General features: G+C 44.3%; 26 protein-coding genes. 3 read left to right on the top strand and 23 right to left on the bottom strand.

The annotated features are described in order from the left end of the window. The first annotated feature begins 265 nt into the window (after nt 1-265). The 3 genes from Q5873_RS05855 (at nt 266) to mobA (ending at nt 3,299) form a co-directional block, all read left to right on the top strand. Entirely contained in the window at nt 266-1,219 is a 954-nt protein-coding gene (locus Q5873_RS05855) for a LysR family transcriptional regulator (RefSeq protein ID WP_288191097.1), read from the top strand. Between the two features lie 38 nt (nt 1,220-1,257). After that, nucleotides 1,258-2,523 (top strand): amidohydrolase family protein, encoded by a 1,266-nt coding sequence (locus Q5873_RS05860; RefSeq protein WP_303059811.1) that lies wholly within the window; start codon nt 1,258-1,260, stop codon nt 2,521-2,523. 125 nt (nt 2,524-2,648) lie between these two features. Then, nucleotides 2,649-3,299 (top strand): molybdenum cofactor guanylyltransferase, encoded by a 651-nt coding sequence (gene mobA, locus Q5873_RS05865; RefSeq protein ID WP_028255107.1) that lies wholly within the window; start codon nt 2,649-2,651, stop codon nt 3,297-3,299. 582 nt (nt 3,300-3,881) lie between these two features. On the opposite strand, the gene msrA is transcribed toward mobA, so the two are convergent. The 23 genes from msrA to Q5873_RS05980 form a co-directional block, all read right to left on the bottom strand. Beyond that, nucleotides 3,882-4,358 (bottom strand): peptide-methionine (S)-S-oxide reductase MsrA, encoded by a 477-nt coding sequence (gene msrA / locus Q5873_RS05870; protein WP_276789993.1) that lies wholly within the window; start codon nt 4,356-4,358, stop codon nt 3,882-3,884. 157 nt (nt 4,359-4,515) lie between these two features. Next, nucleotides 4,516-5,106 carry a LemA family protein gene (locus tag Q5873_RS05875; RefSeq protein ID WP_276789992.1) on the bottom strand — a complete coding sequence of 197 codons (591 nt, stop codon included), beginning with the start codon at nt 5,104-5,106 and terminating at the stop codon, nt 4,516-4,518. Nucleotides 5,107-5,190: 84 nt separating this feature from the next. Then, nucleotides 5,191-5,898, bottom strand: a complete 708-nt coding sequence (locus tag Q5873_RS05880) for a hypothetical protein (RefSeq protein ID WP_303059815.1) — start codon at nt 5,896-5,898, stop codon at nt 5,191-5,193. A gap of 137 nt (nt 5,899-6,035) precedes the next feature. Then, nucleotides 6,036-6,530 (bottom strand): ECF transporter S component, encoded by a 495-nt coding sequence (locus tag Q5873_RS05885; RefSeq protein ID WP_288301432.1) that lies wholly within the window; start codon nt 6,528-6,530, stop codon nt 6,036-6,038. A 33-nt stretch (nt 6,531-6,563) separates the two neighbouring features. Then, nucleotides 6,564-7,715, bottom strand: coding sequence for a M20 family metallopeptidase (locus Q5873_RS05890; protein ID WP_303059817.1), 1,152 nt, complete (start codon nt 7,713-7,715; stop codon nt 6,564-6,566). Nucleotides 7,716-8,021: 306 nt separating this feature from the next. Further along, nucleotides 8,022-8,489, bottom strand: coding sequence for a hypothetical protein (locus Q5873_RS05895; RefSeq protein ID WP_205087824.1), 468 nt, complete (start codon nt 8,487-8,489; stop codon nt 8,022-8,024). Between the two features lie 70 nt (nt 8,490-8,559). Next, entirely contained in the window at nt 8,560-8,997 is a 438-nt protein-coding gene (locus tag Q5873_RS05900; RefSeq protein WP_028255111.1) for a EutP/PduV family microcompartment system protein, read from the bottom strand. Nucleotides 8,998-9,112: 115 nt separating this feature from the next. Next, a complete protein-coding gene (locus Q5873_RS05905) occupies nt 9,113-9,475 on the bottom strand; it encodes a BMC domain-containing protein (RefSeq protein ID WP_028255112.1) in 363 nt (120 codons plus the stop codon). Nucleotides 9,476-9,492: 17 nt separating this feature from the next. Then, entirely contained in the window at nt 9,493-10,614 is a 1,122-nt protein-coding gene (locus Q5873_RS05910; protein ID WP_288191019.1) for a 1-propanol dehydrogenase PduQ, read from the bottom strand. An 11-nt stretch (nt 10,615-10,625) separates the two neighbouring features. Then, nucleotides 10,626-12,059, bottom strand: coding sequence for an aldehyde dehydrogenase family protein (locus Q5873_RS05915; protein ID WP_303059822.1), 1,434 nt, complete (start codon nt 12,057-12,059; stop codon nt 10,626-10,628). After that, a complete protein-coding gene (locus Q5873_RS05920; protein ID WP_288760497.1) occupies nt 12,049-13,077 on the bottom strand; it encodes a cob(I)yrinic acid a,c-diamide adenosyltransferase in 1,029 nt (342 codons plus the stop codon). Before Q5873_RS05920 ends, Q5873_RS05915 begins: the two co-directional genes overlap by 11 nt. Before the next feature lie 14 nt (nt 13,078-13,091). Next, on the bottom strand, nt 13,092-13,364 hold the full coding sequence (locus Q5873_RS05925; protein WP_028255116.1) for a EutN/CcmL family microcompartment protein: 273 nt from the start codon (nt 13,362-13,364) through the stop codon (nt 13,092-13,094). Further along, nucleotides 13,351-13,866: a PduM family microcompartment protein gene (gene pduM / locus Q5873_RS05930; protein WP_303059824.1), complete on the bottom strand. Its 516-nt coding sequence runs from the start codon at nt 13,864-13,866 to the stop codon at nt 13,351-13,353. Before pduM ends, Q5873_RS05925 begins: the two co-directional genes overlap by 14 nt. Before the next feature lie 9 nt (nt 13,867-13,875). Continuing rightward, nucleotides 13,876-14,496 (bottom strand): phosphate propanoyltransferase, encoded by a 621-nt coding sequence (gene pduL / locus Q5873_RS05935; RefSeq protein WP_303059826.1) that lies wholly within the window; start codon nt 14,494-14,496, stop codon nt 13,876-13,878. A gap of 19 nt (nt 14,497-14,515) precedes the next feature. After that, entirely contained in the window at nt 14,516-14,785 is a 270-nt protein-coding gene (pduA, locus tag Q5873_RS05940) for a propanediol utilization microcompartment protein PduA (protein ID WP_028255119.1), read from the bottom strand. Nucleotides 14,786-14,805: 20 nt separating this feature from the next. Further along, nucleotides 14,806-15,363, bottom strand: a complete 558-nt coding sequence (locus Q5873_RS05945; RefSeq protein ID WP_303059829.1) for a BMC domain-containing protein — start codon at nt 15,361-15,363, stop codon at nt 14,806-14,808. After that, on the bottom strand, nt 15,360-15,734 hold the full coding sequence (locus Q5873_RS05950; protein WP_288301418.1) for a glycerol dehydratase reactivase beta/small subunit family protein: 375 nt from the start codon (nt 15,732-15,734) through the stop codon (nt 15,360-15,362). The genes Q5873_RS05945 and Q5873_RS05950 overlap by 4 nt, the downstream gene beginning before the upstream one ends. Further along, on the bottom strand, nt 15,725-17,563 hold the full coding sequence (locus Q5873_RS05955; protein ID WP_028255121.1) for a diol dehydratase reactivase subunit alpha: 1,839 nt from the start codon (nt 17,561-17,563) through the stop codon (nt 15,725-15,727). The genes Q5873_RS05950 and Q5873_RS05955 overlap by 10 nt, the downstream gene beginning before the upstream one ends. Nucleotides 17,564-17,578: 15 nt before the next feature. Continuing rightward, complete coding sequence (locus Q5873_RS05960; RefSeq protein ID WP_288301414.1) at nt 17,579-18,097, bottom strand: diol dehydratase small subunit; 519 nt, start codon at nt 18,095-18,097, stop codon at nt 17,579-17,581. 12 nt (nt 18,098-18,109) lie between these two features. Continuing rightward, nucleotides 18,110-18,784 (bottom strand): propanediol/glycerol family dehydratase medium subunit, encoded by a 675-nt coding sequence (locus Q5873_RS05965; RefSeq protein WP_303059832.1) that lies wholly within the window; start codon nt 18,782-18,784, stop codon nt 18,110-18,112. 12 nt (nt 18,785-18,796) lie between these two features. After that, nucleotides 18,797-20,458: a propanediol/glycerol family dehydratase large subunit gene (locus tag Q5873_RS05970; RefSeq protein ID WP_276624899.1), complete on the bottom strand. Its 1,662-nt coding sequence runs from the start codon at nt 20,456-20,458 to the stop codon at nt 18,797-18,799. A 27-nt stretch (nt 20,459-20,485) separates the two neighbouring features. Continuing rightward, nucleotides 20,486-21,307 (bottom strand): propanediol utilization microcompartment protein PduB, encoded by an 822-nt coding sequence (gene pduB, locus Q5873_RS05975; protein WP_028255125.1) that lies wholly within the window; start codon nt 21,305-21,307, stop codon nt 20,486-20,488. Next, a complete protein-coding gene (locus tag Q5873_RS05980; protein WP_028255126.1) occupies nt 21,307-21,603 on the bottom strand; it encodes a BMC domain-containing protein in 297 nt (98 codons plus the stop codon). The genes pduB and Q5873_RS05980 overlap by 1 nt, the downstream gene beginning before the upstream one ends. Between the last annotated feature and the right edge of the window lie 237 nt (nt 21,604-21,840).

Consider the following 21,840-nt stretch of genomic DNA (forward strand, 5'->3'; position numbering starts at 1 on the left):
ATAACCAATACTATGTATCCTGGTTATTTCTCTCTCTTGAATATTATATGTACAAATAAAATATTCTATAGAACTTTTACAAGATAAATTATAATCGCAATTATCGGTTAGTGCGAACAAACTTTACAAGCCACGCCCACAAGTTTAATCTTGTATGCACTGACAGAACATGTTACACTTGGTATAGACAAGTGTATTATAAAACATAAAAATCATACGCAATGTCACACCATCGACCGTTATAACAAAGAGAGAGGTTTTACCTATGACAAATAGCGAGAAATGCTTTATTATCACGGCTCATACCTTACACATGGGTAAGGCTGCCGAAATTTTATTTACATCCCAACAGGCGGTAAGCGACAATATTCGTCGTCTGGAGAAAGAACACGGTGTTACGCTTTTCTTTCGCAAGCCTCAGCTTGCCTTAACACCGGAAGGACGAATTCTTTTAAAAGCATTGGAACGTATTCAAATTATCGAAAACAATATGAAAAACGATTTACAGCTTCTTCATACGGCCAGTCAAGGAACATTGCGCTTCGGCATGGGGTCCTATCGCGTACATGACTCGGTCGTAGAAATGTTGACCGACTTTCGTCAATTATATCCGGATATTCGTGTAGACGTTATGTATGAAGATACTCGGCGCTTGGAGGAGCTACTGCTACGCGGTCAATTGGATGTAATCATCGGATTCAACATCATCAATCATGAAGATTTTGATAAGCGTTCACTCGTTCATGAGCAACCCGGTGTTATGGGTACCGACTCTTTGCTGCAACGCTATTTTTTGCCCGATGAATTAGATCGCTTTTCCCGTGAAGGCATTTCTATTAAGGAGTTTGAAACATTACCGCTTATCGCTAATTATCCGATTGGCAGCTTGTGGCTTAATTACAAACAAACCTTTGATAAGATGGACATTCATCCCCACATCATTGCGTCCAGTAATGATTTTTCAAAAATTCTACGCCTCTGCGCTGCCGACTATGGCGTCGCCTTATGCCCGCTGTTTTTATCACAAATTATTAAGAAGGTTAATTCGTCTACCAATCGCTTCAATCCGATTCACATCTTTCCGTTTCCCGCATTGGGCTGGGTAAACTCTATTGATCTTGCCACGCATAAAATGGCCAGTCACAGCAATTACTTAGAGGACTTTATTCAAATTATTACCACTCATATTGCTTCTCCGCGCGATAACTTTACACTGTAGCTATCTTCGCAGAAGCACATTCCCCAAAGGAGTTCGCCATGAATTCATATCTTTTATTAGGCACCATACTTTCACCGGACACACCCTCTCACCTATCTACCTATAAGGCAATGCTTATCCGTGACGGTCACATTGCAGATGTGTTTAGCACGATCCCCTCTACCGACATCGTGTCTTCCGATATACCTCGTATTGATACCGGCACTGCCCTCATCATTCCCGGATTTTCGGATATTCATCTGCATGCTCCGCAATTCGCCAATCTTGGTCTCGGCCTTGACGAAGAACTGTTGCCTTGGCTGGAAACCTATACATTTCCGGAAGAAAGTAAATATAAAGACATCTCTTATGCCACCACCATGTACACAGCCTTCACCAAGGCTCTATTAACCAACGGCATTACCTCCTCGGTTATCTTTGCCTCCATTCACACGCCGGCTACACTTCAGCTTATGACACTATTGGAGCGCGCAGGACTACGCGCCTTCGTCGGCAAAGTAAATATGGATCGTAACTCACCCGATTACTATCAAGAAACTACCGAAGAAAGTATCGCTGCTACCACCGACTGGCTCACGGCGGCACGTCAATTCAAGCAGGTTCGACCTATACTTACTCCTCGCTTCGTTCCTTCCTGTACTCCTAAATTGATGCAAGCTCTTGCACGCTTAGCCGATGCTTACCAAGTACCGGTGCAATCCCATCTTTCCGAAAATCGCGATGAGATTGCTTGGGTACGGGACCTTCATCCGGAATGCCATAATTATTTAGATGTATATCGCCACTATGGATTACTGCGGGGTCCCCGCCAAACTATCATGGCCCATTGCGTGTGGTGTACGGAGGAAGAAAAGCAAATGCTTGCAGACTACGAAGTCATTGTAGCCCATGCGCCGTTCTCCAATGCAGACCTAGCCTCCGGGATTGCGCCCGTTGCCGACTTACAACAACGCGGTATACCTATCGGTCTCTGCTCGGATATTTCCGGTGGTCATGAACTTTTTATGCCGCGCACAATCGCTATGGCAGCCATGATGGCCAAAGAGCGCGCTACTTTATGCGGCGGCCACACACTTACTACCATGGAGCTTTTCTATATGGCTACGCACGGCGGCGGAATCTTTCCACAGATTGGTCATTTTGCCCCGGACTACGCAGCGGACTTTCTGATTATCGACGATAGCGATCTTTGCTTACCGAATCATTCGTATACACCGTTCCAACGTTTACAGCGTTTCCTGTATAACGGCGAACCCCGCCAAATTACTGATGTTTACGTGGCCGGTAAGCGCTGCCAACGATAGTTTGATATTATCTATGCAAAATTCATATAGATATTCTCATTTATTTCATGATTTTATATTCTATTACGTATGCACCTGTGATATAATTAACCTAAAGATACAATCTTAAGAAGGGGGAATCTACTATGTATGAATCACTAGCAAGATTACAACCGGTTATCTTGGCCGGCAGCAACAGCTCGCGCATGGGCTACAACAAAGTATTTGCCAAATTTGGAGGTGACACCTTAATCGAAACCATCTATACGATGCTTCGGTTCTCCTTTGAACGAGAACCGATTGTTGTCACTGACAATGCGCAGCTCTTAAAGAATTTTGAACCATTGAAAGATGCTACCATAGTAGAAGATAAATATCCCGGACATAATACACTCGGTGCGGTGGCTACTGCTATGGAAAGCTCCGATGCGGAAAACTTTTTTGTTATCGGCGTAGATATGCCGTTCCTTTCCCTTGTAGTATTGGAACGTATGGTAGCTGCTCAAGGTATCGCCAGTGTAGTAGTACCGATGTTGAACGGTGAAGACATTTGCTTACACGCTATTTATAATCGCTCCCTGTTACCGATTATGAAAGAAAAAATTGCGAACGGCGAAAAATTATTGCATTCGTTCTACAAAGAAGTATCCTTGTTACAAATTCCGTTACAGCCGGATTCTTTCGAAGCCGATATCTTCATTGATATTAACACACCGGAAGACCTTGCTTATGCACAGGAACATTTCAAGGAAGTTCACGAAAAAGATACAGAAAAAATATTGATTCACAAACAGTAATCAATCATGTGGTTATGAGCAGGTACGCTGTAGCGTACCTTGTATCGTACCTCTCTCACAAAAAGGGAGCTGTAACGAGATTAAGTTTTTTAACTTACATTTCAGTTACAGCTCCCTTTGCTATGCGTCCAATATACGCCTGCACCATCCCCAATGTTGACGGAACAAACGGTGCCTCTTCGTCATCTGCACTAGATCGATGCAGACTTTGATGTAGACTTCGCTATAAGCTTCGATGTAGGCTTTGATTTAGATTTGGATATTGATTGCAACATGTCCTCTTCTACATTTTCAAATGTATTTTCTTGGGGTTGTTCAAGGATAGCTTCGCTACCTTTCTTTGTACTTTCTTTAGAGATGTTTAGTTTAGTTTCGTTTAGTTTAAGTATAGGTACAAAAGTTTCGTAACTTTTTACCCTAACCTTTGCCGGTAGTATTGCCGGTACCATTGCAGATTATACGTTCACACAAGCCTGCACTTAACAGCGATGCATGGATTTATCGAGGATTTAAATCTCCCTATCATCTGTAGTGCAGTCACATTCCCACCTTCTGCATCAGCATATATTTTATTGCTATCACTTAATCTAAACGAATATGGCAATATCCGCCGGGATTCTTTTTTAAATATTTTTGATGATACTCTTCAGCAGCATAAAAGTTATGTAATGGCAATACCTCCGTAACAATCGGAGCTGACCAAGCATGTTGCAAACGACTAAGAAACTCTTCACAAATAGCTTTATCTTTTTCATCTACATAATAAATACCCGATCGATATTGCGTTCCTATATCCGGTCCTTGCTTATTCAATGTAGTCGGATCAATCGCATCAAACAGAACTTGTAACAATGATACTAACGTTATCTTTTCATCATCATAGGTAACAAAAACAGTTTCTGCCGCACCCGTTGCACCGGTACACACTTCTTCGTACGAAGGATTTACTACTGTTCCGTTTGCATAGCCTACCTCTGTGGCAACGACACCGGGAACTCTATCCAATAATGCTTGTACGCCCCAAAAACAACCACCTGCCAAATATATTGTTTTATTCATAATTATCTCTCCTCATACTAATAATTTTCTCGAAAACTATGTTTTGTTCCAATTGTAACCGATAGCTTTTACAAAATCAAATAAGCTGTCAGAGCAGATAACCTTTTATCACAATCTCTGACAGCTTATATATTCCATAAATTTGCTACGATACTACTTACTTGTTTTCACTTTTTTGTGTAAACTTTTCCTTAATTTGTTCGGTACCTTTAAGTGCCAACTCTTTTATTGCTTCCGTATTAGCACCACTAAAAGAATCAATTGCACTTTCATTTTCCGTGTCAAAATAAGGTGCTTCCTTAAAACCTAATACAGATGCTACAAATACCATTGGTATTTTAGCAATTTCACTGTTGTAATGATTAACAACCGAGTTATATCGTTCTCTACGCTCCGCCAACTGAACTTCATTCTTACTAATATTATCCAAGAAAATAGCATACTGCCTATCCGCTTTCAGTTCTGGATACATATTCGCTAATGCATGAATAGAGTTAACAGCCTGTGCTGTTTCTCTAGCCATATCTGTATAATTTTCTGATGCAGTCAAATGTGTAACCTTTTCATAATCGCTATATTGGTTTACCACCTCTGAAAACTTATTGACAATTGCCACTTTTTGCTTAAACACTACATATATATTAGACCGAGCTTCTTTAATTTTCTGACTCAATACCTGTAAATAGTTATATTTCTTCACAAAAAAGAATCCTAAGCCAATAATAACTACAAATAAAAGAAATTCCATCTATATTCCCCCTATCAAAACACTACTCAACTATCAAACCTCTTGCCTATTGATTATATCATAAAATAGTAACGCATAAAATAATTACATATCTACGCTTCCCAACTTTCTCACCATAGGATAGATGGATTGCATCTCTGCTTTAAATGTATCATCTTGCCCTTGGTGAACAACAACCAAAACAGATGTAGCCGGTCCACCGCTTTGCGTAAGCATAGCACTATGTTCCCACTCCGGCAGATAATGGCATCGAAGTGATGCCCCCATCAACAAGGTGTCCATCTCGCCACTAATTCCCCGTGATCCTACCGGCAACACATCACGTACGCAAGAACTGTGTACCATAGCACTCACCGCTTCATATGGAACTATGTCCCTCGGCCGCTCTATAACAGCCCGGCCCACCAAAGGAGAGCCTACTACATACAAACTGTCACCTTTTTCTACTGCTTGGCATCGTACTTTGAAAGAATCTTTTCTTATACTGCCCAATAGCGTTACACCAATGGCCGTCATTGAGGTGTCCATATTTTCCTCGGAGCTACCGTTAATTTCGATATGATTATAGCCAGCACGACTAAGTTCCTCTCGTATGCCTTCCAAAGAAAGCTTGCCGGTAGGATTAAATTCGTTTCCCACCGTATGAATTAAGGCTTGCGGCTTTGCGCCCAATGCCAATAATTCCATTAAAGCTACTCGTGCACAATAAGCGCCGGTCATCTTTGTCGATACGCATAACACATCGTCCGGCTTTTCGCCAATGGAGGCTGCCACATCACAACTGATAGCCATATATAGCTCTGCCGTTATCGGTACTAGGGTTATATCTCTGAATTTCACTGTCGCATAGTCCCTTCATTATATTCATCAGCCATCTTCTTACTTCTCTTATTTCTCTTATTTCTCTTACTTCTCTTACTTCTCTTATTTCACTTGCTCCCCATTTTATAATCGGAAGGCAATGCCTCATATACCAAGGCTGCAAGAAGTAAATTTGCTATATTGGCTAACGTAAGCGGCCAAAAGATAATAAAAACAAATCCTTTCAGCCAAGGATACAATATAACTAATGCAACTATGTTAATCATCACATAGGCCAATACAGACCCCAGCACATATGCCAACCAGCGACGACTTCCCCTATGACATACGTAGGCAATAGTCTTACTGTATATCCACACGCTGATTCCCATCATAACCGCTGTTATACCATGAACAGCACCGGATAAAGGAAATCCCACTATAGCCGCTGACAGAATATGCCCAAAAATACCTAAAGCCGCGCCTATATTGGGGCCCAACAACAATCCGCCTAAAAAAGCCGGAAAGGAATCAAAGGCGATTGACCCGAGCACCTTAATCTGCGCCCCTACCACACATAAACTCATCAATACGCCGGCCATCACTAATCTACGCACTACCATTTGCTAACACGATCCTCTCACCACTTCTACTTTTTATATCTTTAACACTGTGGCAGCTACCAATTTAGCACGACTAAACAATGTATCCACCACGGCAAATTCATCGACACTGTGATTTTTACCGCCTGCTACACCAACGGCACACACCGTAGGAACCCCCATTTTTACTTCATAAGCCGAGTCGGCACCACCGCCCACATATTTCTGATAAATAGGTCCAAAGCCGATTTCATTGGCTGTTTCTTCCAGCTTGCGGAACAACGCAACTACACCGTCCGTTGTTTCCATAGAGCTCATAATCACATCGAACTTCATTTCCGTCATTGTACCTTCCACATATGTAGTAGCCGCAACGGCTTCCAGTTCTCGGCGTGCTCTCTCCACTTGATCCAATCGCTTGAAGCGAACATCCACCACCAGCTTAGCCTCTTCCGGTACCGCATTAGGAACAGTTCCGCCTTGAACTACGCCGCAATTATAAGTGAGGCCCGCTTCAAAATCATTATTTGCCTGAATGGCAATAATTTTATGAGCCATTTCCAAAATAGCACTTCGTCCTTTCTCCGGCTCGTTACCGGCATGTGCACCGACACCCTTTACGGTAAAATACGCACGGCCGCCACCTTTACGCCCCGTAACAAAGCCATCATCCATATACCCGGTTTCAAAGTTAAATGCCGCACATGCCCCTTTAACAGCTTCCGAAAAATCTCTTTCTGCCGTTGACGATTGATGACCTGTTTCTTCATCGCCGGCCAGTACAACCCGAATCGGGTGAGCACGATAGTCGATCGCCTGTAAGGCACGAACAATAAAGTACAGCATAGTAATGCCCGCCTTCATGTCCAATACCCCCGGCCCATACGCACGTCCATCGTCTTTAATAACAAACGGTCGTTCCTCTATTGTGCCGTGACGAAATACCGTATCGTAATGACCACTGAAAATAATCGGCGCTGCAGTACTTCCCATAGAAAAATCAACTACCAATAAATCGCCCGCTTTTTCATACGGGTATGATGTCACCGTACCGCCGATATCCGTAAATGCCTTTACCAAAAAATCTCGTGCTCGGTCAACATCCTCTTTAAACAAGGTACCTGACTCAATGCTCACTAACTTCTTCCAAAAGGTAAGCATCTCTTGGCGATGCTCGTCAATATACTTAAAAATTTTTTCTCTCATAATCTATATCCTCTCTTTTTCTCTACGCTCCAAAATATACTTCTAACTATTTGCTGTAACCGATCGCTTTAAAACAACGGTACAACACAGGATACTTATATAGTATCAACAGCTATCTCTATTGACAATGATTTTCTCTATTCTCTCGTAACCGCTGTAAACTTACCAAACAGAGCAATCCGATACAGCGAATAACACCGTCCTTCTATTAAAAAACAATGCCTACTGCACTAGCTACTAAAAAGCCTTATCTATCAAAGGCTATGTTTGCAGCTACTGCGGTAGGCATTGTATCTTTTACACTATTCATTCCACAATATCGTATAATTTTTTGAAAATTTCCGGATCACAAGGATACTCCTCACCGTTCACTCCGCGAATGACCCAATCCCCGGGATTTGTTTTGACTACACCGTTCAAAGTAAGCAGATATCGCTCGCCTTCTTCACGAATCGCTGTCAGTTCATTAGGCTTGTGGCGAATCTGTATAGCCTTCGCGTCATAACCCGCCTCATCATAGTATAACTCATGAGTTTCCGCAGCACAGCATTCTACTAAGATTTCAGAAATAATCATAGGCTGCTTTTTTTCTTGCGTAACAACCAATAGCTGCTGCATAAATGTTCCGTCAAAATTAAGCAGTAACGGAGTCTCTGCCGTGTCCGTGATGTCTTTGTAAATACGCACCTCTTGATTGTCGGATATCGTTAACCAACGATAGTCTAACTTATAGGCTCCAGCCAACACACTGGCCAAGTTCTTTTTGAATTCCATCTATCTCGCCTCACTAACTCATTGTTATATTCTATGATGAATAATCTCACCGCTTTTCATTGTCACTATACTATTTTGAAATATACTCTCGCAAGCGTTTTACGGATTCCTTATCCTGTACAGATACTTCAAAAATGGTGGTTACACCGGCCGACGTTAAATTATGGTACGCCGTTTCCAGCGAATGTCCCAAATCGGTTTTAGTGATAACACCAATAACTTCACGATTGAACGCCGTTGCAAAATTGGGTGGGAATATACTTTCCTTATCGTCTGCCTCATTAACGAAGATAACGATATCCGCATCATACGAGTTCAGCAGAATCGCCCTGTAATATACAGGGTTTTCAATAAATTCGCCCGGTGTATCTATAATTGAACCAATACGCCCAATAGATTGTGTTTTAAGCGCCTCATCAGTATCATGAATCAGCATATTGGATAATGTTGTCTTTCCGGCCTCGGTACGACCTACCATAATAACCGTCTTTAGCTTGTTATCGTTCATACTATATCCTCATCCATGTCCCTGTTATATTACTCTCCGATGACTACTGCCGCACCGTAATACATTCCGGATAATTAATGCTTTAGTTACGCCGACGTGCCTTCTATGTATTCTATTACGTCCGTGTTAAGGTGGTCGGGAAAAATCCCAGAATTTTTTCCAAACCGTCCAATACACCTTTCATGGCTGACTCCACACTGGACACATCACCGGTGATGAGTAGCGCTCCCGAAAACCTATCAACGAAGCCCAACTCAATACCGGCTGCTTTCGTTGCTATATCCGCGGCAATAATCGTTCCTTCTCCCGGTGTGATTGTCAGAATTCCGATAGCATTGCGATTGTTTTCGTCCAAGCCCATTTTTCTAAAAAGCTCAGGTTTAGGATTGGCAATAATATGGGCAATCGTCACCTGTTTACCCGGTACAAATTCCTGTATAATTCGCTGTTTATCTTCTTTGCTATTGAAAAATTCCATGTCCATGGTCTCCTGTATTACATCACCGTAAGTAGTAATTGCGCTAAATCATCAATGGTAGCCGGATAAGGATTCGTGCTATAGGTTCGATCCTTTATGGCCCGATCTGCCATGAGCGGTATGTCTTGCCGCGTCTCTTCTGCCGATCGCCCGGTAGCTTCTTTTACCGTCAGCGGACAATCCAGCGTACGAGCCAATGTCATAATTTGTTTAATCAAGGCAATTAATGCTTCCTTGTCCTCTGCCGTTGATACGCAAAAATGCATTTTCTTGGCTATATCGGCATACTTTTTTAAGGCTTGTCCCGACCGCAACGCATTGAAGGCAATTACACGCGACAACAACATGGCATTTGCCAACCCATGCGGAATATGATACAACGCGCCCAACTGATGTGCCAATGCATGAGTAATACCCAGACCGGCTTTATTGAAAGCCAATCCGGCCATGCAGGACGCTTCATGCATGCGCATCCGATCCTCTTCGCCTGCGGATTTCACATAACACCTTGGCAAATAAGTAAATACATACTCTATGGCTTTTTCTGCCAATGCATCGGTAAAGCTATCCGCCCCTGTTGATACCAAAGCTTCTATTGCATGTACCAATACATCCATACCGCTATAGGCGGTTACCTTTGGCGGAGCCGTCTTTACGAATAATGGTGTCAAGATAGCTTCATCCGGCAATAAGCTATCATCCAATAACGGGTACTTCACTTTAGACACTGTATCAGTAATCACCGCAAAGGAGGTTACTTCCGAACCTGTACCGCTAGTAGTAGGAATTGCCGTCATATTTTTAATTGGCTTGCTATTTACTTTACGATAAAAATAAAGAACTGCTTTTGCCAAATCAATCGCTGACCCACCGCCAATAGCAATTACAATATCCGGCTGCTCCTGCTTCATAAAATTTACGCCATCGGCGACGGCTTCAATCGGCGGGTCCGGCACAACATTGCTATAAATGGCTACATGATTATTATTTTGTAAAAGATCGAGGACATACGCTAAGCCCGAAGTTCCTTTTAAAAAAGGATCGCATACAATGACGATACGTTCTCCGGCAAATCGCGTCAGCCGAAGCAGCGCATCCTTTGACGCATATATATTTGTGGAAAAAGTCCAGCTTCGCACAGTCATTCCTCCTATCTGATTTGGAAGCCCGTCGTCAAGCAGCACCGACGTCGACGTGCAAAGTGACGAGCTGTCGTAGTAGCTTCCCCTGTAGGCGTAGCAATAGTGAATGTCGTTGTTCCTTCACCATTATAGCCAAGACCTGCAAAGGAAGGCCCGTTCTTAACAAAAATAGATGTTTTCATAGCACGCGCCATCCGATTCAAACGCTCCATATTCAAGGAATGCATAACGGCCGTATGATGAAGACCATTTTCTAAGAATAAGCAGGTTGCTAATCCTTCTTCAAAGCTATCTACCGTAACGATTGGCAAAATCGGCATAAGCATTTCCGTCGTAGCAAAGGGATGATTTTTATCGGTACGCATAATAATCAGACGAGGATCTCCTTCGCAAGAGATACCGGCTGCTTCCAAAATAACCTTCGCATTTCGTCCTACGAATTTACGGCTTGGGGAGCCGTTGGCCTGAAGTGTAATCTCTAGCAGCTTATTAATCTGGCGTTCATCGGTAATAAGTACAGAGCCGGCATCAATCATGTGCTGCACTAACTCATCTACAATGGAACGTATAGCTACAACGCTCTTTTCTGCAATACAAAGAATATTGTTATCAAAGCTGGCACCAAGAACTATGTCCTGTGCCGCTTTTTTTATTTGTGCCGTTTCATCTACAAACGCCGGCGGATTACCTGCGCCGGCACCGATTACCTTCTTACCACTGCACAAGGCTTGATGAACAACACCGGGGCCACCGGTAACTACGAGAAGCGATATATCCGGATGCACCATCATTTCCTGAGCCGCCTCGATGGATGGTTCTTCAATGGTTACGATTAAGTTTTCGATACCGATGGCATCACGAACAATTTCATTTAAGCGACTAACTAACCACCGCGACAATTTTTTGGCACCAGGGTGTACACTAAAGAAAATAGCGTTGCCCGCCGCCAACATGCCGATAGCATTACAAATCAATGTTTCCGACGGATTGGTACTGGGTGTAATCGCACCGATAACACCATAGGGTGACAATTCATATAATGTCATTCCGTTATCGCCGGTTTCACATTCCGTTACCAAATCCTCTACCCCCGGCGTCTTATCCAGGGTAAGATTGAGTTTGATAATTTTATCCGCCACACGGCCCATACCGGTTTCTTCATATGTCATCTTTGCCAATGTTTCCACCATAGGGCGCATAGCTGTACGAATCGCCGTAATCGCTTTTCCCCGCGTAGCCAAGGTGCATTCTTCAAAAATATGCTGTGCTTTCTTGGCTGCTTCCACCGCAGCTCCCACGGTTTTAAATACGCCCGGCTCTCCCTCTACAGCCTGCGATTCTTCGGTGACTGCCGATGACACATTTACCATCGGTCCGTCTCCCTTCATTATCTCTGTAATCATAGAGCGAATCATCCGCTCCAGTTCCTGCTTATTTTCCATGGTTTGCCTCCAAATATTCCATTGCATAGCGGCCGATACAACAATCTTCTTCTACCGTACCGCCACTGATTCCCAGGCCACCTACCAGCTTTCCTTTGTAATATAGGGGAAATCCACCGCCAAAGGTAACCAGTTTGCGAGATACCATCGCCTCAATCTGATATAAATCCGATCCCGGCTGAATTGTTTCCTTCAATTCGGACGTAGCCGTCTTGAGCGCGACAGCTGTGTACGCCTTCCCCGGAGCTAATTCCGAGCTGACCAGCAATGCATTCTCCATCCGATATGTCAAAACCGGCATGCCTTTTGCATCAACAACGGCAATCACTACCGGTACTTGCATAGCCTCTGCCTTAGTTTGTGCCCGCTTACACAATATGTGAACTTGTTCTCTTAGCCAAGAGCTTTCATCCATAGTTACTTCACCATGTGTTTGATGAACGTCGTGAGCTGTGCGTGTATCTAATTTAGCCAATACACGTTGCGTAACTTCTGTTATATACGCCGTAAAGTCTTCCATACGTGCCAATGTATAAATACAATCTGACAAACGATTTACAAAAGATAGGACCTCAGCCCGCAAAGGTTCTTCCTGATGAAGTGCTACCAACAACCGCTCTGCTCGGCGACAAACGGTACGAGCAATATGAAGCTCCGCCGCTGCCACTGTCGCACCTTGGTAGATAAAACTATTGAGCGGTGGCAAACGCTTGGTATACGCATCGATAAGCTGTTCCAATTCACGAACCTCATCACTTTTCACAGGTGTACTATAGCGCAACAGTTTCTCCTCATCCAGCGTTGCAATCTCTGCGCACAAGCGGAACAGCTTGCCTTGCAATGTGTGGAGCCATGTCCTACTTTCTTCGTTACTCACCAATTTCTCGCATAGACTTAAATGCGCATTCAACTCATCCAACGTGCCGTAGGTATCTACGCGGCGAGATGCTTTAGCTACGCGATGACCGTCAAATAATCCGGTTGTTCCCGCATCACCAGTTTTTGTATATATAGCCACGCCGTTCACCACCTTTATTTATCAAAGCTGTCTATAATTCCTACGATAGCACAATCCACGGCAGAACCCATGCATTCTTCATTACCGAATACATGTCTGGCCGAGCTTCCTCGAGTAAGCAATACATATTCTCCGATACCGGCACTTACTGTATCAGCCGCCACTTCATAGGATTCTAACGGTTCCTTATTTCCGTCTACATACTGTACTATCATCAGTTTTAGGCCCTTTAGCGATTCGTGCTTTTGTGTAGATACAATACTGCCAATTACTCTACCAGTCTGCATAGCGTACAACCCCTTCTATTACATCTATATGTTTAGTTTGAATAACTTCCTGTGCCAATGCTGTCACATGCTGTCCTCGAAATAGTAATAACGCGCTATCATTTTCATATGCTCGCACCGTTGTTGCCGTTATGCATCGATCCTTACAACTATATATGCGCTTACCATACTTATCTCTAAAAGTAAACGGCCATGTCAGTATCATCGCCGGATGAAACATACGATTAACAGGCATTGCCGTTTTAATTGTTATATCGCATTCATAGGCCAGCCCTTTATCAAGCCACTGAATCCAAGGTGTTCGTACGCCCGTCAATAATTGCTGCAGCTGTCCGAAAGTTACATCGGTAACTGTAATCGTCTGATGATGTAGTAGTACTGTCTCTGCCGGTGAAGCATCCGACGTTAACGATATGACTGCTGCACTTTCACGACGTTCCCTTAACCGTTGAACAATAAGCTGCACCAACATGTCTACTGTTGCTGATTCCTTAGCGTTCACGATTATCACCTACCTTACGATGTACGCCGTATCCCCATTACTGATTTGTGCCGCATTGGCTTCATCCGTATCAATATGCATTTCTGTTACATAATCGGGAGATACACGGATTATTACATCTTCATACACCGTAGTTCGCTGCGGTGATATCATTCGAACCGCTACGGTATCACCATGATGTACGCCCAAGCGTGAACTATCTGCTTCAGCTACATGAATATGGCGCTTAGCGATGATACAGCAAGGCAAGGTGATTTGACCATGCGCTGTTTTAATAGTAATCGGAGCCGCTTTTGACAAGTCACCGGATAAGGCCACCGGCGGCGCAATTCCCAGAGTACGGGCATCGGTTTGAGATACTTCGACCTGAGAATGCGCACGCAACGGGCCCAATAAGCGAACGCGTTCAATGGTTCCTCTCGGTCCCACTAAGGTAACAGTTTGTTCCGCCGCAAACTCACCGGGTTGCGCAAGCGCCTTCTTCGGCCGCAACAGTTCGCGGGGAAACAATCTGTCATAATCAGATCCGCTTAAATGGATATGTCGATTAGACACTCCGATAGGAATCGTAGGCGCCACTATGGATTCAATGGTTTTGCGTATTAATTCTTTTAGTGCTCCCTTTTCCATAGTCGGTTTCCTTTACTGTTTATTTTGCCAAAATAGCTTCTACATCGCTGTGCGGACGCGGAATTACGTGAGTGGATACCACTTCGCCTACTTTAGCGGCTGCTGCACTGCCTGCATCAACGGCTGCCTTTACGGCACCTACATCGCCGCGAACCATAACGGTTACCAAACCGGAACCAATTTTTTCATAACCTGTCAATGTAACATTTGCTGCCTTTACCATTGCATCGGCTGCTTCGATAGCTCCGACCAAACCTTTTGTTTCAACCATGCCTAATGCGTTATTCATAATAATCCTCCTCAATCTACTTACTTCTTACTTGTTGTATTTGTACGCTTGCGCGGTGCCCGGCGTTTTTTTGTCGTCTTCGGGGTTGCTTCTTCGGCAGTCTGCCCCGCCTTTTCTTCACCGGATCCGTGATGCATTAAAGATGTATCATCAACGGTAGGCGATACATGTTCTACCATCATGCCTTCCGATGTATCGGTAGCTTCACTCTCCTTCAGATTTGCCGCAACAGTCATTGTATCCATAGTTACACTTTCAGTGTTTTTATGTTTAGATACGGCTACAGGTGCAGCAGTATATCTATCCGGCGTCGTCGTAATCAACAAGGATTGAACGCCTTCCGCCGGTCGCGGAATCACTTTTTGGCTAATCAATCCGGCGCCTGCCAAGGTAGCACCGGTAGCGACTGCCGAATTAACGGCGCCTACATCACCGGTAACAAATATCGTCATCCATCCTTGACCACGTGCTCTTTCAATACCGGCCAGTGTCACATTAGCCGCTTTCGCCATGCCATCGGCTACGGTTATAGCCAATGCTAAACCGCGTACCTCAACCATGCCTAATGCTTCTTTCAAAATGCCACCTCCAGTCTGTCATTACTTTTAAACGGATTTCCTTTCGCCAAACGAGCAGCGTTACTCCCCAATATACGCAGGCTTTCTCTTTGTCCTTTATACGGCTGCAAGCGATAGATAAATTGCTGTGGTGGCAAATTTTTATAACTGAGCACTACTGCCTTTGTCGTACAACCAACACCTACGGCCAATGCAGATTCATGCGAAGCCCTGTCGGCCAGCACACCGGCATCGTTACCACTTACTTCTTCAACCGTAAAGGGAATTCCCTCTTCTTCCATGCCGAATAACAAATCCTGTAAGTAGGTCATATCGGTATCTGCCGTGCGGTATATCAAAATAGTTGGTTTCGTCGTCATTACTACATCCATGAACGATTCCTCCGCTCCTTGGCATAGGATAAAATCAATCCGGTAGCTACTGCGTTGCGAGCACCTTCCGTACTTCTGATATTTCCTCGACCGGCTACCAAGTTATAGTGTGACAAAGCATCTGTTACAAGTTGCGGAATTTCAAAATCCAATGCCGATCCTCCTACAATAACTACAAAGGGAATATCCCGTACATTTTGTGTAGGACTCACTGCCTTTAATGCACGCAATGAGTTTGTAACAAAAACCCGTTCTTTAGCTGTCTGACGGACTATACGTATTTTTTCCATGGATACATCGCCTTCAATAGGGACCAACCCATCAGGAGTAACGATGACGACCTTAGCAAATAACGATGCCGGCAAAGGATCGTTGAAGAATTGCACGCTACCATCCTCGTGACGAATATGGTACACGCTGATTACCTTTGCCAACGGATATTTTTTTATATCTTCGGCCAAATGGATATCTTCCAGTCCCAGCTCCGAATTGATAAGCATTGTTACCATGTTACCGGCACCGGCCAAGTGAATGGCCTTAATCGCGCCTTCCTTATTCATAATAGATGCATCCGTAGAGCCGGCACCTAAGTCCAGTATGGCCATAGGTGTTTCCGTCCCCGGGGTTGTCAACGCACCGAGAATAGCCGACTCCGCTTCTTGCCCGCCGATTTCTACAGGAATTCCTAATTCTCTTTCTACCTCTTTAGCAATAATTTCCATTTGCAAATGATCCGACTTAACCATAGAAGCGATGCCTACGGCTTGCTCCATAGAGAATTCACCGGCTAAGCCGCCTTTTACATTGATAGGTACCGACGTATCTACTGCCAATAAATCTTGAATGTACACATCGTTCGGAGATTTATTAGTCAACTCAGCCATAGTTTGGCGCACTTTTTCCAACATACCGCCTACGTTTGTACCGGCTTCGCCGCACACATTATCAATATGCTGTATCTGTCCCAGCACCGCCATGATGGCTTCTGCGCCGGATGAAATATCTACCGACACGGTTCGCCCATCACCGCTAACAACCACGGAGCCTGCCGGGATAACGCGCTCTTTCACATCGCCGGCCGGTGTTTTAATAACCACTGCCGATCGATTGCCAATAAGCGCTCTCGCAATAGGAACTATATTTTTTGTTTCCTCCGCCGAAAGTCCAAACACCGTAGCAATACCGTATGGATTGGATAGTTGTGATATAACCTTGCCCGGCTCTACTACTTCTACAGCTGCCAACATTCCCAGAGGCACCTTGTCGATATAGGATACCTCATCAATGATAGGAATAATTTGCTGCAAGCGATTAGCTACCAGTACGCCGTCATCGGCTTGTAAAATAGCTCCCGTGATCCGATAGCCTTTATGCACATAAGCATTAATGAGCTCTGCGACCAGCTGAAAATCTATTTCCTTCGGTACAATAACAATATAAGGAGCCTCTATTGGTTTATCCAATAACTGCAAAATATGTGCCGTTTCACCTACACCAATGCCGAGTCCCCCCGGTGTTTTAGGATTATGCCCAATCATCGTCGATTCGGTAATAATCGTTTCCGTAATGGTTTCCATGGCCACATCGCCGATAACCGGTGTCGCTTCATTGATACGAATTAAGTCAATATCCTGCATGGTAACACCGGCACGTTGGACCAAACGTCGCAACGACTCCATTAGTCCCTGTATATTATCCTTAGTTCCTTTAATTCCTGTAGTATCCGCTATCGCCGAGCCTAAAAATTGTACAGTTCCATCATCGCGGATACATGCCATAGCCGATTCTGTTGTAGAGTTACCTATATCAATCCCGACGATTCGCTTCATAATAAGACTCCTAACTTAGTTATCGCCCTTTAATTTCTTACGACGTTCATAATTTTCTGCCGCTTCTCTAACGAAATTAGCACAAATATGCGCCCCGTATTCTCGTTCTAATTCATCAGCCATTGCTAACAATTCCTGCTTGGAGGAACGATACGGCCGAAGGGCATTATACATTTCCAATAAGCGCTTATCGCTGACCTTCGTCATTTCTGCAGCCCGCGAAAAATTATATTCAATCTGCTCACGGCCGCCATCCTTGGCAATCTGTCCTTGGGCTTTTAAAATAGCCGGACTGATACGTAAGTCTTCCATCGTAACAGCACCGCTCATTACATTATCAAGCGTAACGAAATCAAGACCGCTGCCGCGTACCTTAATCCAATCCGGATGCTTTTGCGCTATAGGATAATCCGCTACCGTCGCCTGTGTATCGGTACTGCCGGCCTGTGCCGGTGCGGTTGCCGTCACTGTTGCATCGCCTTGCTGCATATCTTCTAAAATTTTGCGAATCATCGCTTCCATTTCAGTACTCATGCTGATTCCTCCTTATAACGTGATACGGCATTCATCTGCCGGTTTGCCCTTTACCACACGTTTTGTTTCTTTAATATGTAACAACGCCGACAATGCCTGATATTTAGGTCGTGCCATCTGATCATTCAAGGTAGCTACCGGATTAGGAGATTCCCCCTTCGCATACTTTGCTGCATTTTTACCGATAGCGCGGTATACTTCCTCCGTCAAAAGCGGTGCCTGCGGGAACAATTCCAAATTAGATAATGGCTGCAAATCGCGCTGGTGAATAACCGTGGTTCCTTTTGACTGGATGCCGATGCAAATTCCGGAGCCGGATAATTTATCTCCTTCCACTGCCATGAACGCTACATCTGACGAGCGATATACACGAACAACACGTGCCTTTAATCCTTCTTCTTCAATCCCTGCCACCAACTGACGAATAACTTCTTTATGCGGTACACCGACGATAGTAGTACGCTGACTGCGAGCAAAGGCAGGACCTACGGCTATAACTACTTCATCCGGCGATGTATGCGCCTGTGCCGGTCCTTCCGTTACGACCCACGAATCATCGCTATCATCTTCCTTTGGTTTTGCCACCGTTGCCGAACCGGTGAAGGTAACCGGCTTGCTGGCATTTCCCATTTCACTGAGCACTTCCATGATAAGTGCGCGTAATACTTGTTCATTTACTTCAGCCATGTCGATTCCTCCTTAAATATCACGCGGGTCGATTGCATTCGGAATATCTTTGATAACTTCCCAATCCTTGCCTTCCAAACGATAGCCCGTACCTACACCGGCATAATCATTGGAGTCATTGATTGCAGAAATTACATTAAACTTATCATCAAAAATAGCGGATGTTTGCAAATAGTCACCGGCTACTTTTTGTTTCAACAAATTAAGTACACTTTGTGCTACATCATTAAATCCTTGTTTAGCCAAGCCCTTAACGAAATCAATCCCCGTTACGCCACGAGCCATTAAATCTGCGGCACCCTTGATGTCCGCTACCTTATCACGTTCCGGCATATCCTTAGAACCGTGTGCATATGTAGCTGCTTCTACTTCTTCATCGGTAATGGCCGGTAACCCTAATTCTACAAATAAGCCTTGCAAGGCACGCGCTGCTTTATTGCGAACAGCTACGACATCTTCTTCACGTACCGGCTTAAGGCCACCGTTTACTTTGAGGTCACGCTGAATAATTGTCCAATCATCATAGTCTTCCGCATCCCAGTTACTGCCGGCAAACATGTTGTCGTAGTTAGGCGTTGAACTGTAACCAGAACAAATAAAATCTGTACCCGGCGCAAATTGCATAAGCGTACGTGCTGTACGACGTAAATCAGAATGGCTAAAGGTCTGGTCATTACTGGAAGCACATTCCAAATCAAGCATAGCCGCTACCAAGTTTTCCGCTAACACAGCGCGAATACCGGATGGAACCGCAGCTGGAATACCGATACAACTTACCGAACCGTTCTGTATACCTTGCACCCCGGCACCTTTGGTAAGGAATAAGCAACGAATTTCAAGGTACAGCATGGACTTGCCTTCCGCCTGTCCCATCTGAACTTCCGATCCCGTTCCGGAGGTAAAACGCATTTTCAAACCGCGTGATGCATATGCCGATGCCAAGAATGCCTTCGACCACGGTGTATCATCGCCATCGGTAAATACATCTTCTGTGCCATATACGGAAATGGTTTCTGCATACGCCGTAAATCCACGCATTCCCAATTCCAGTTCAGTGGCTTCTTCCAAGGAACACTGCGTCAATACACCGGGGCGCCCTGTCTGCGAACCTACGAGAATACCGATGGCATTAAGAGGCGCATAACGCGCTACGGCTACCGTTGTTTCTTCTTCCGCAAAGCCACGTAACGCACCTTCTGCTGCATCTGCCGCAATCTGTACCGGGTTATCATTGACATTTGTTACATGGGCTTGGTTGGCCATAGTACGACGCGCGCGCATCTTCTGCATGCATTGCATCATTTCGACTACATTCATCTGGCTAACTACTTCCAGCATCTTAGCCGGAGTCATCGACTTGGCTAAACCCGCTATTTCACTGCGCGGTACGGACGGTGTCAAAATCATATTGGCAATTTTGCGCGAATCCATATTCATAACTTCTTCGGCGCGTTCCAAATTGATAGCATAGTTAGCAATAAAAGTATCAATTAAATCAAAATCTTCTCGACGCTTACCATCAAGTTCTACGATAGTGCCGTTTTCAATTTTGATACTTGGCTTGGGGTCATTAGGGGATTCCATGGCTATAAAGCCTTCTTCTACCCATTCCTTTACATAGCCGTCTTGGTTAACCGGACGCTGACTTAGTACTTCAAAGCGCTTTGATTTCATACTCTTATACTTCCTTTCCCCATGACTCTAAATATATGAAGGTACATCATTTTTTGGCTCGCTCCCCAATGTACCCAGTAATTCCTTGCCTATTTCACGAGCTGTGATAACAGCTTGACGCACAGCACCGGAATCACCGGTGATTTGCAAAATAACTTCATTGGAGAAACTCGTGCCATGAGCCGGTGACGAATAACCAACCACATCGACATTAGCTGCTTTAACCGCCGCATCAGCCATAACAACGCCAATAGCCGCCGGAGCACCGACGATAAGCCCGAAAGCCTTACCTTCCGGCGCACCGAATGCTGTTTTTAATGCATGACTGGCACGTGCCGTATATTGCAACTCAATGTGTCCCGCTTCATTGCCATATACATCTCCGAAAGTGCGTTCCACTTCTTTCAGTGTTACTTCTACGGCGCGTTTAACATCGGATACATCGTCTCCACCGAATACGATCAAGGAACCATGACCGGCACCGCCTTTAGTGTCACGGGCAAGTTCAATGCTTACAATTTCCGTATTTGTTGCCTTAACGGCTTCATCAGCGGCCATAATATGCGGCCCTGCGCCGGTACGGGCACCGACAACACCGATAGAGCGATATTTTTTTGTCAATTTCATAGCATCTAATACTTGTTGATCCACGTTAGCAATAACAAGACCAATGGTATCGCCCACCTTAGCCGTACCGATAAATTCTGTTAAGCTGCATGTCTTTGCCATAATCTGTTCTTCTCCTTTACTCTCAGCAACGGGAGCCGGAACACTGTCCTTAGCTAACCCATCTGCTTTACTTAACACGCGTTTTAGAATTTCATCTACCATTTTTTGGGTGTCGCTCATCATTCATCACCTTTTTCAACGTCGCTTGGGAACAACATGCCTTCTACTTCACGATGCGGCCTTGGAATTACATGTGTCGATACTACTTCACCTACACGTTCGGCAGCAGCCGCACCGGCATCTACCGATGCTTTAACAGCACCAACATCGCCGCGCACCATGACGGTTACCAAGCCGGAACCTATTTTTTCGGTGCCGATAAGAGCCACGTTAGCTGCTTTAACCATAGCATCTGCTGCTTCAATAGCCCCAACAAGGCCCTTCGTTTCCACCATACCCAATGCTTCTTGCGCCATACACGTCATCTCCATTCCATTTCCATAGTTCATACCATTGCCGAAAGGCTTTATATTTATATTTTAAAAAATAACAGGATATTATTTTTTAACACTTTTTTACGAATTTTTCTTATCTTGTTTTATGATTAACAAATTTTTGTTATAATACTTCTATAGAAAAGGTATGAAAGATAGTTATACTCTCTATCTCTTATCAATATCTTGAGTTATATAAATTATCACAATTTAATCTTC

The sequence above is a fragment of the Veillonella magna genome (assembly GCF_959600285.1).
GTDB lineage: Bacteria > Bacillota > Negativicutes > Veillonellales > Veillonellaceae > Veillonella_A > Veillonella_A magna.

Bases quoted from the DNA above. Each gene is read 5' to 3' on its own strand.
- pduB (WP_028255125.1), bottom strand. From the start codon at position 21,307: ATGAGCGACACCCAAAAAATGGTAGATGAAATTCTAAAACGCGTGTTA.
- Q5873_RS05960 (WP_288301414.1), bottom strand. From the start codon at position 18,097: ATGAGTACTGAAATGGAAGCGATGATTCGCAAAATTTTAGAAGATATG.
- Q5873_RS05875 (WP_276789992.1), bottom strand. From the start codon at position 5,106: ATGGAATTTCTTTTATTTGTAGTTATTATTGGCTTAGGATTCTTTTTT.
- msrA (WP_276789993.1), bottom strand. From the start codon at position 4,358: ATGAATAAAACAATATATTTGGCAGGTGGTTGTTTTTGGGGCGTACAA.
- mobA (WP_028255107.1), top strand. From the start codon at position 2,649: ATGTATGAATCACTAGCAAGATTACAACCGGTTATCTTGGCCGGCAGC.
- Q5873_RS05885 (WP_288301432.1), bottom strand. From the start codon at position 6,530: ATGGTAGTGCGTAGATTAGTGATGGCCGGCGTATTGATGAGTTTATGT.
- Q5873_RS05890 (WP_303059817.1), bottom strand. From the start codon at position 7,715: ATGAGAGAAAAAATTTTTAAGTATATTGACGAGCATCGCCAAGAGATG.
- Q5873_RS05860 (WP_303059811.1), top strand. From the start codon at position 1,258: ATGAATTCATATCTTTTATTAGGCACCATACTTTCACCGGACACACCC.
- Q5873_RS05925 (WP_028255116.1), bottom strand. From the start codon at position 13,364: ATGCAGACTGGTAGAGTAATTGGCAGTATTGTATCTACACAAAAGCAC.
- Q5873_RS05955 (WP_028255121.1), bottom strand. From the start codon at position 17,563: ATGAAGCGAATCGTCGGGATTGATATAGGTAACTCTACAACAGAATCG.
- Q5873_RS05970 (WP_276624899.1), bottom strand. From the start codon at position 20,458: ATGAAATCAAAGCGCTTTGAAGTACTAAGTCAGCGTCCGGTTAACCAA.
- Q5873_RS05900 (WP_028255111.1), bottom strand. From the start codon at position 8,997: ATGAACGATAACAAGCTAAAGACGGTTATTATGGTAGGTCGTACCGAG.
- Q5873_RS05905 (WP_028255112.1), bottom strand. From the start codon at position 9,475: ATGGAATTTTTCAATAGCAAAGAAGATAAACAGCGAATTATACAGGAA.
- Q5873_RS05895 (WP_205087824.1), bottom strand. From the start codon at position 8,489: ATGGAATTCAAAAAGAACTTGGCCAGTGTGTTGGCTGGAGCCTATAAG.
- Q5873_RS05980 (WP_028255126.1), bottom strand. From the start codon at position 21,603: ATGGCGCAAGAAGCATTGGGTATGGTGGAAACGAAGGGCCTTGTTGGG.
- pduL (WP_303059826.1), bottom strand. From the start codon at position 14,496: ATGGAAAAGGGAGCACTAAAAGAATTAATACGCAAAACCATTGAATCC.
- Q5873_RS05855 (WP_288191097.1), top strand. From the start codon at position 266: ATGACAAATAGCGAGAAATGCTTTATTATCACGGCTCATACCTTACAC.
- Q5873_RS05880 (WP_303059815.1), bottom strand. From the start codon at position 5,898: ATGGCTATCAGTTGTGATGTGGCAGCCTCCATTGGCGAAAAGCCGGAC.
- Q5873_RS05950 (WP_288301418.1), bottom strand. From the start codon at position 15,734: ATGGATGTAGTAATGACGACGAAACCAACTATTTTGATATACCGCACG.
- Q5873_RS05915 (WP_303059822.1), bottom strand. From the start codon at position 12,059: ATGGAAAATAAGCAGGAACTGGAGCGGATGATTCGCTCTATGATTACA.
- Q5873_RS05965 (WP_303059832.1), bottom strand. From the start codon at position 18,784: ATGGCTGAAGTAAATGAACAAGTATTACGCGCACTTATCATGGAAGTG.
- pduA (WP_028255119.1), bottom strand. From the start codon at position 14,785: ATGAATAACGCATTAGGCATGGTTGAAACAAAAGGTTTGGTCGGAGCT.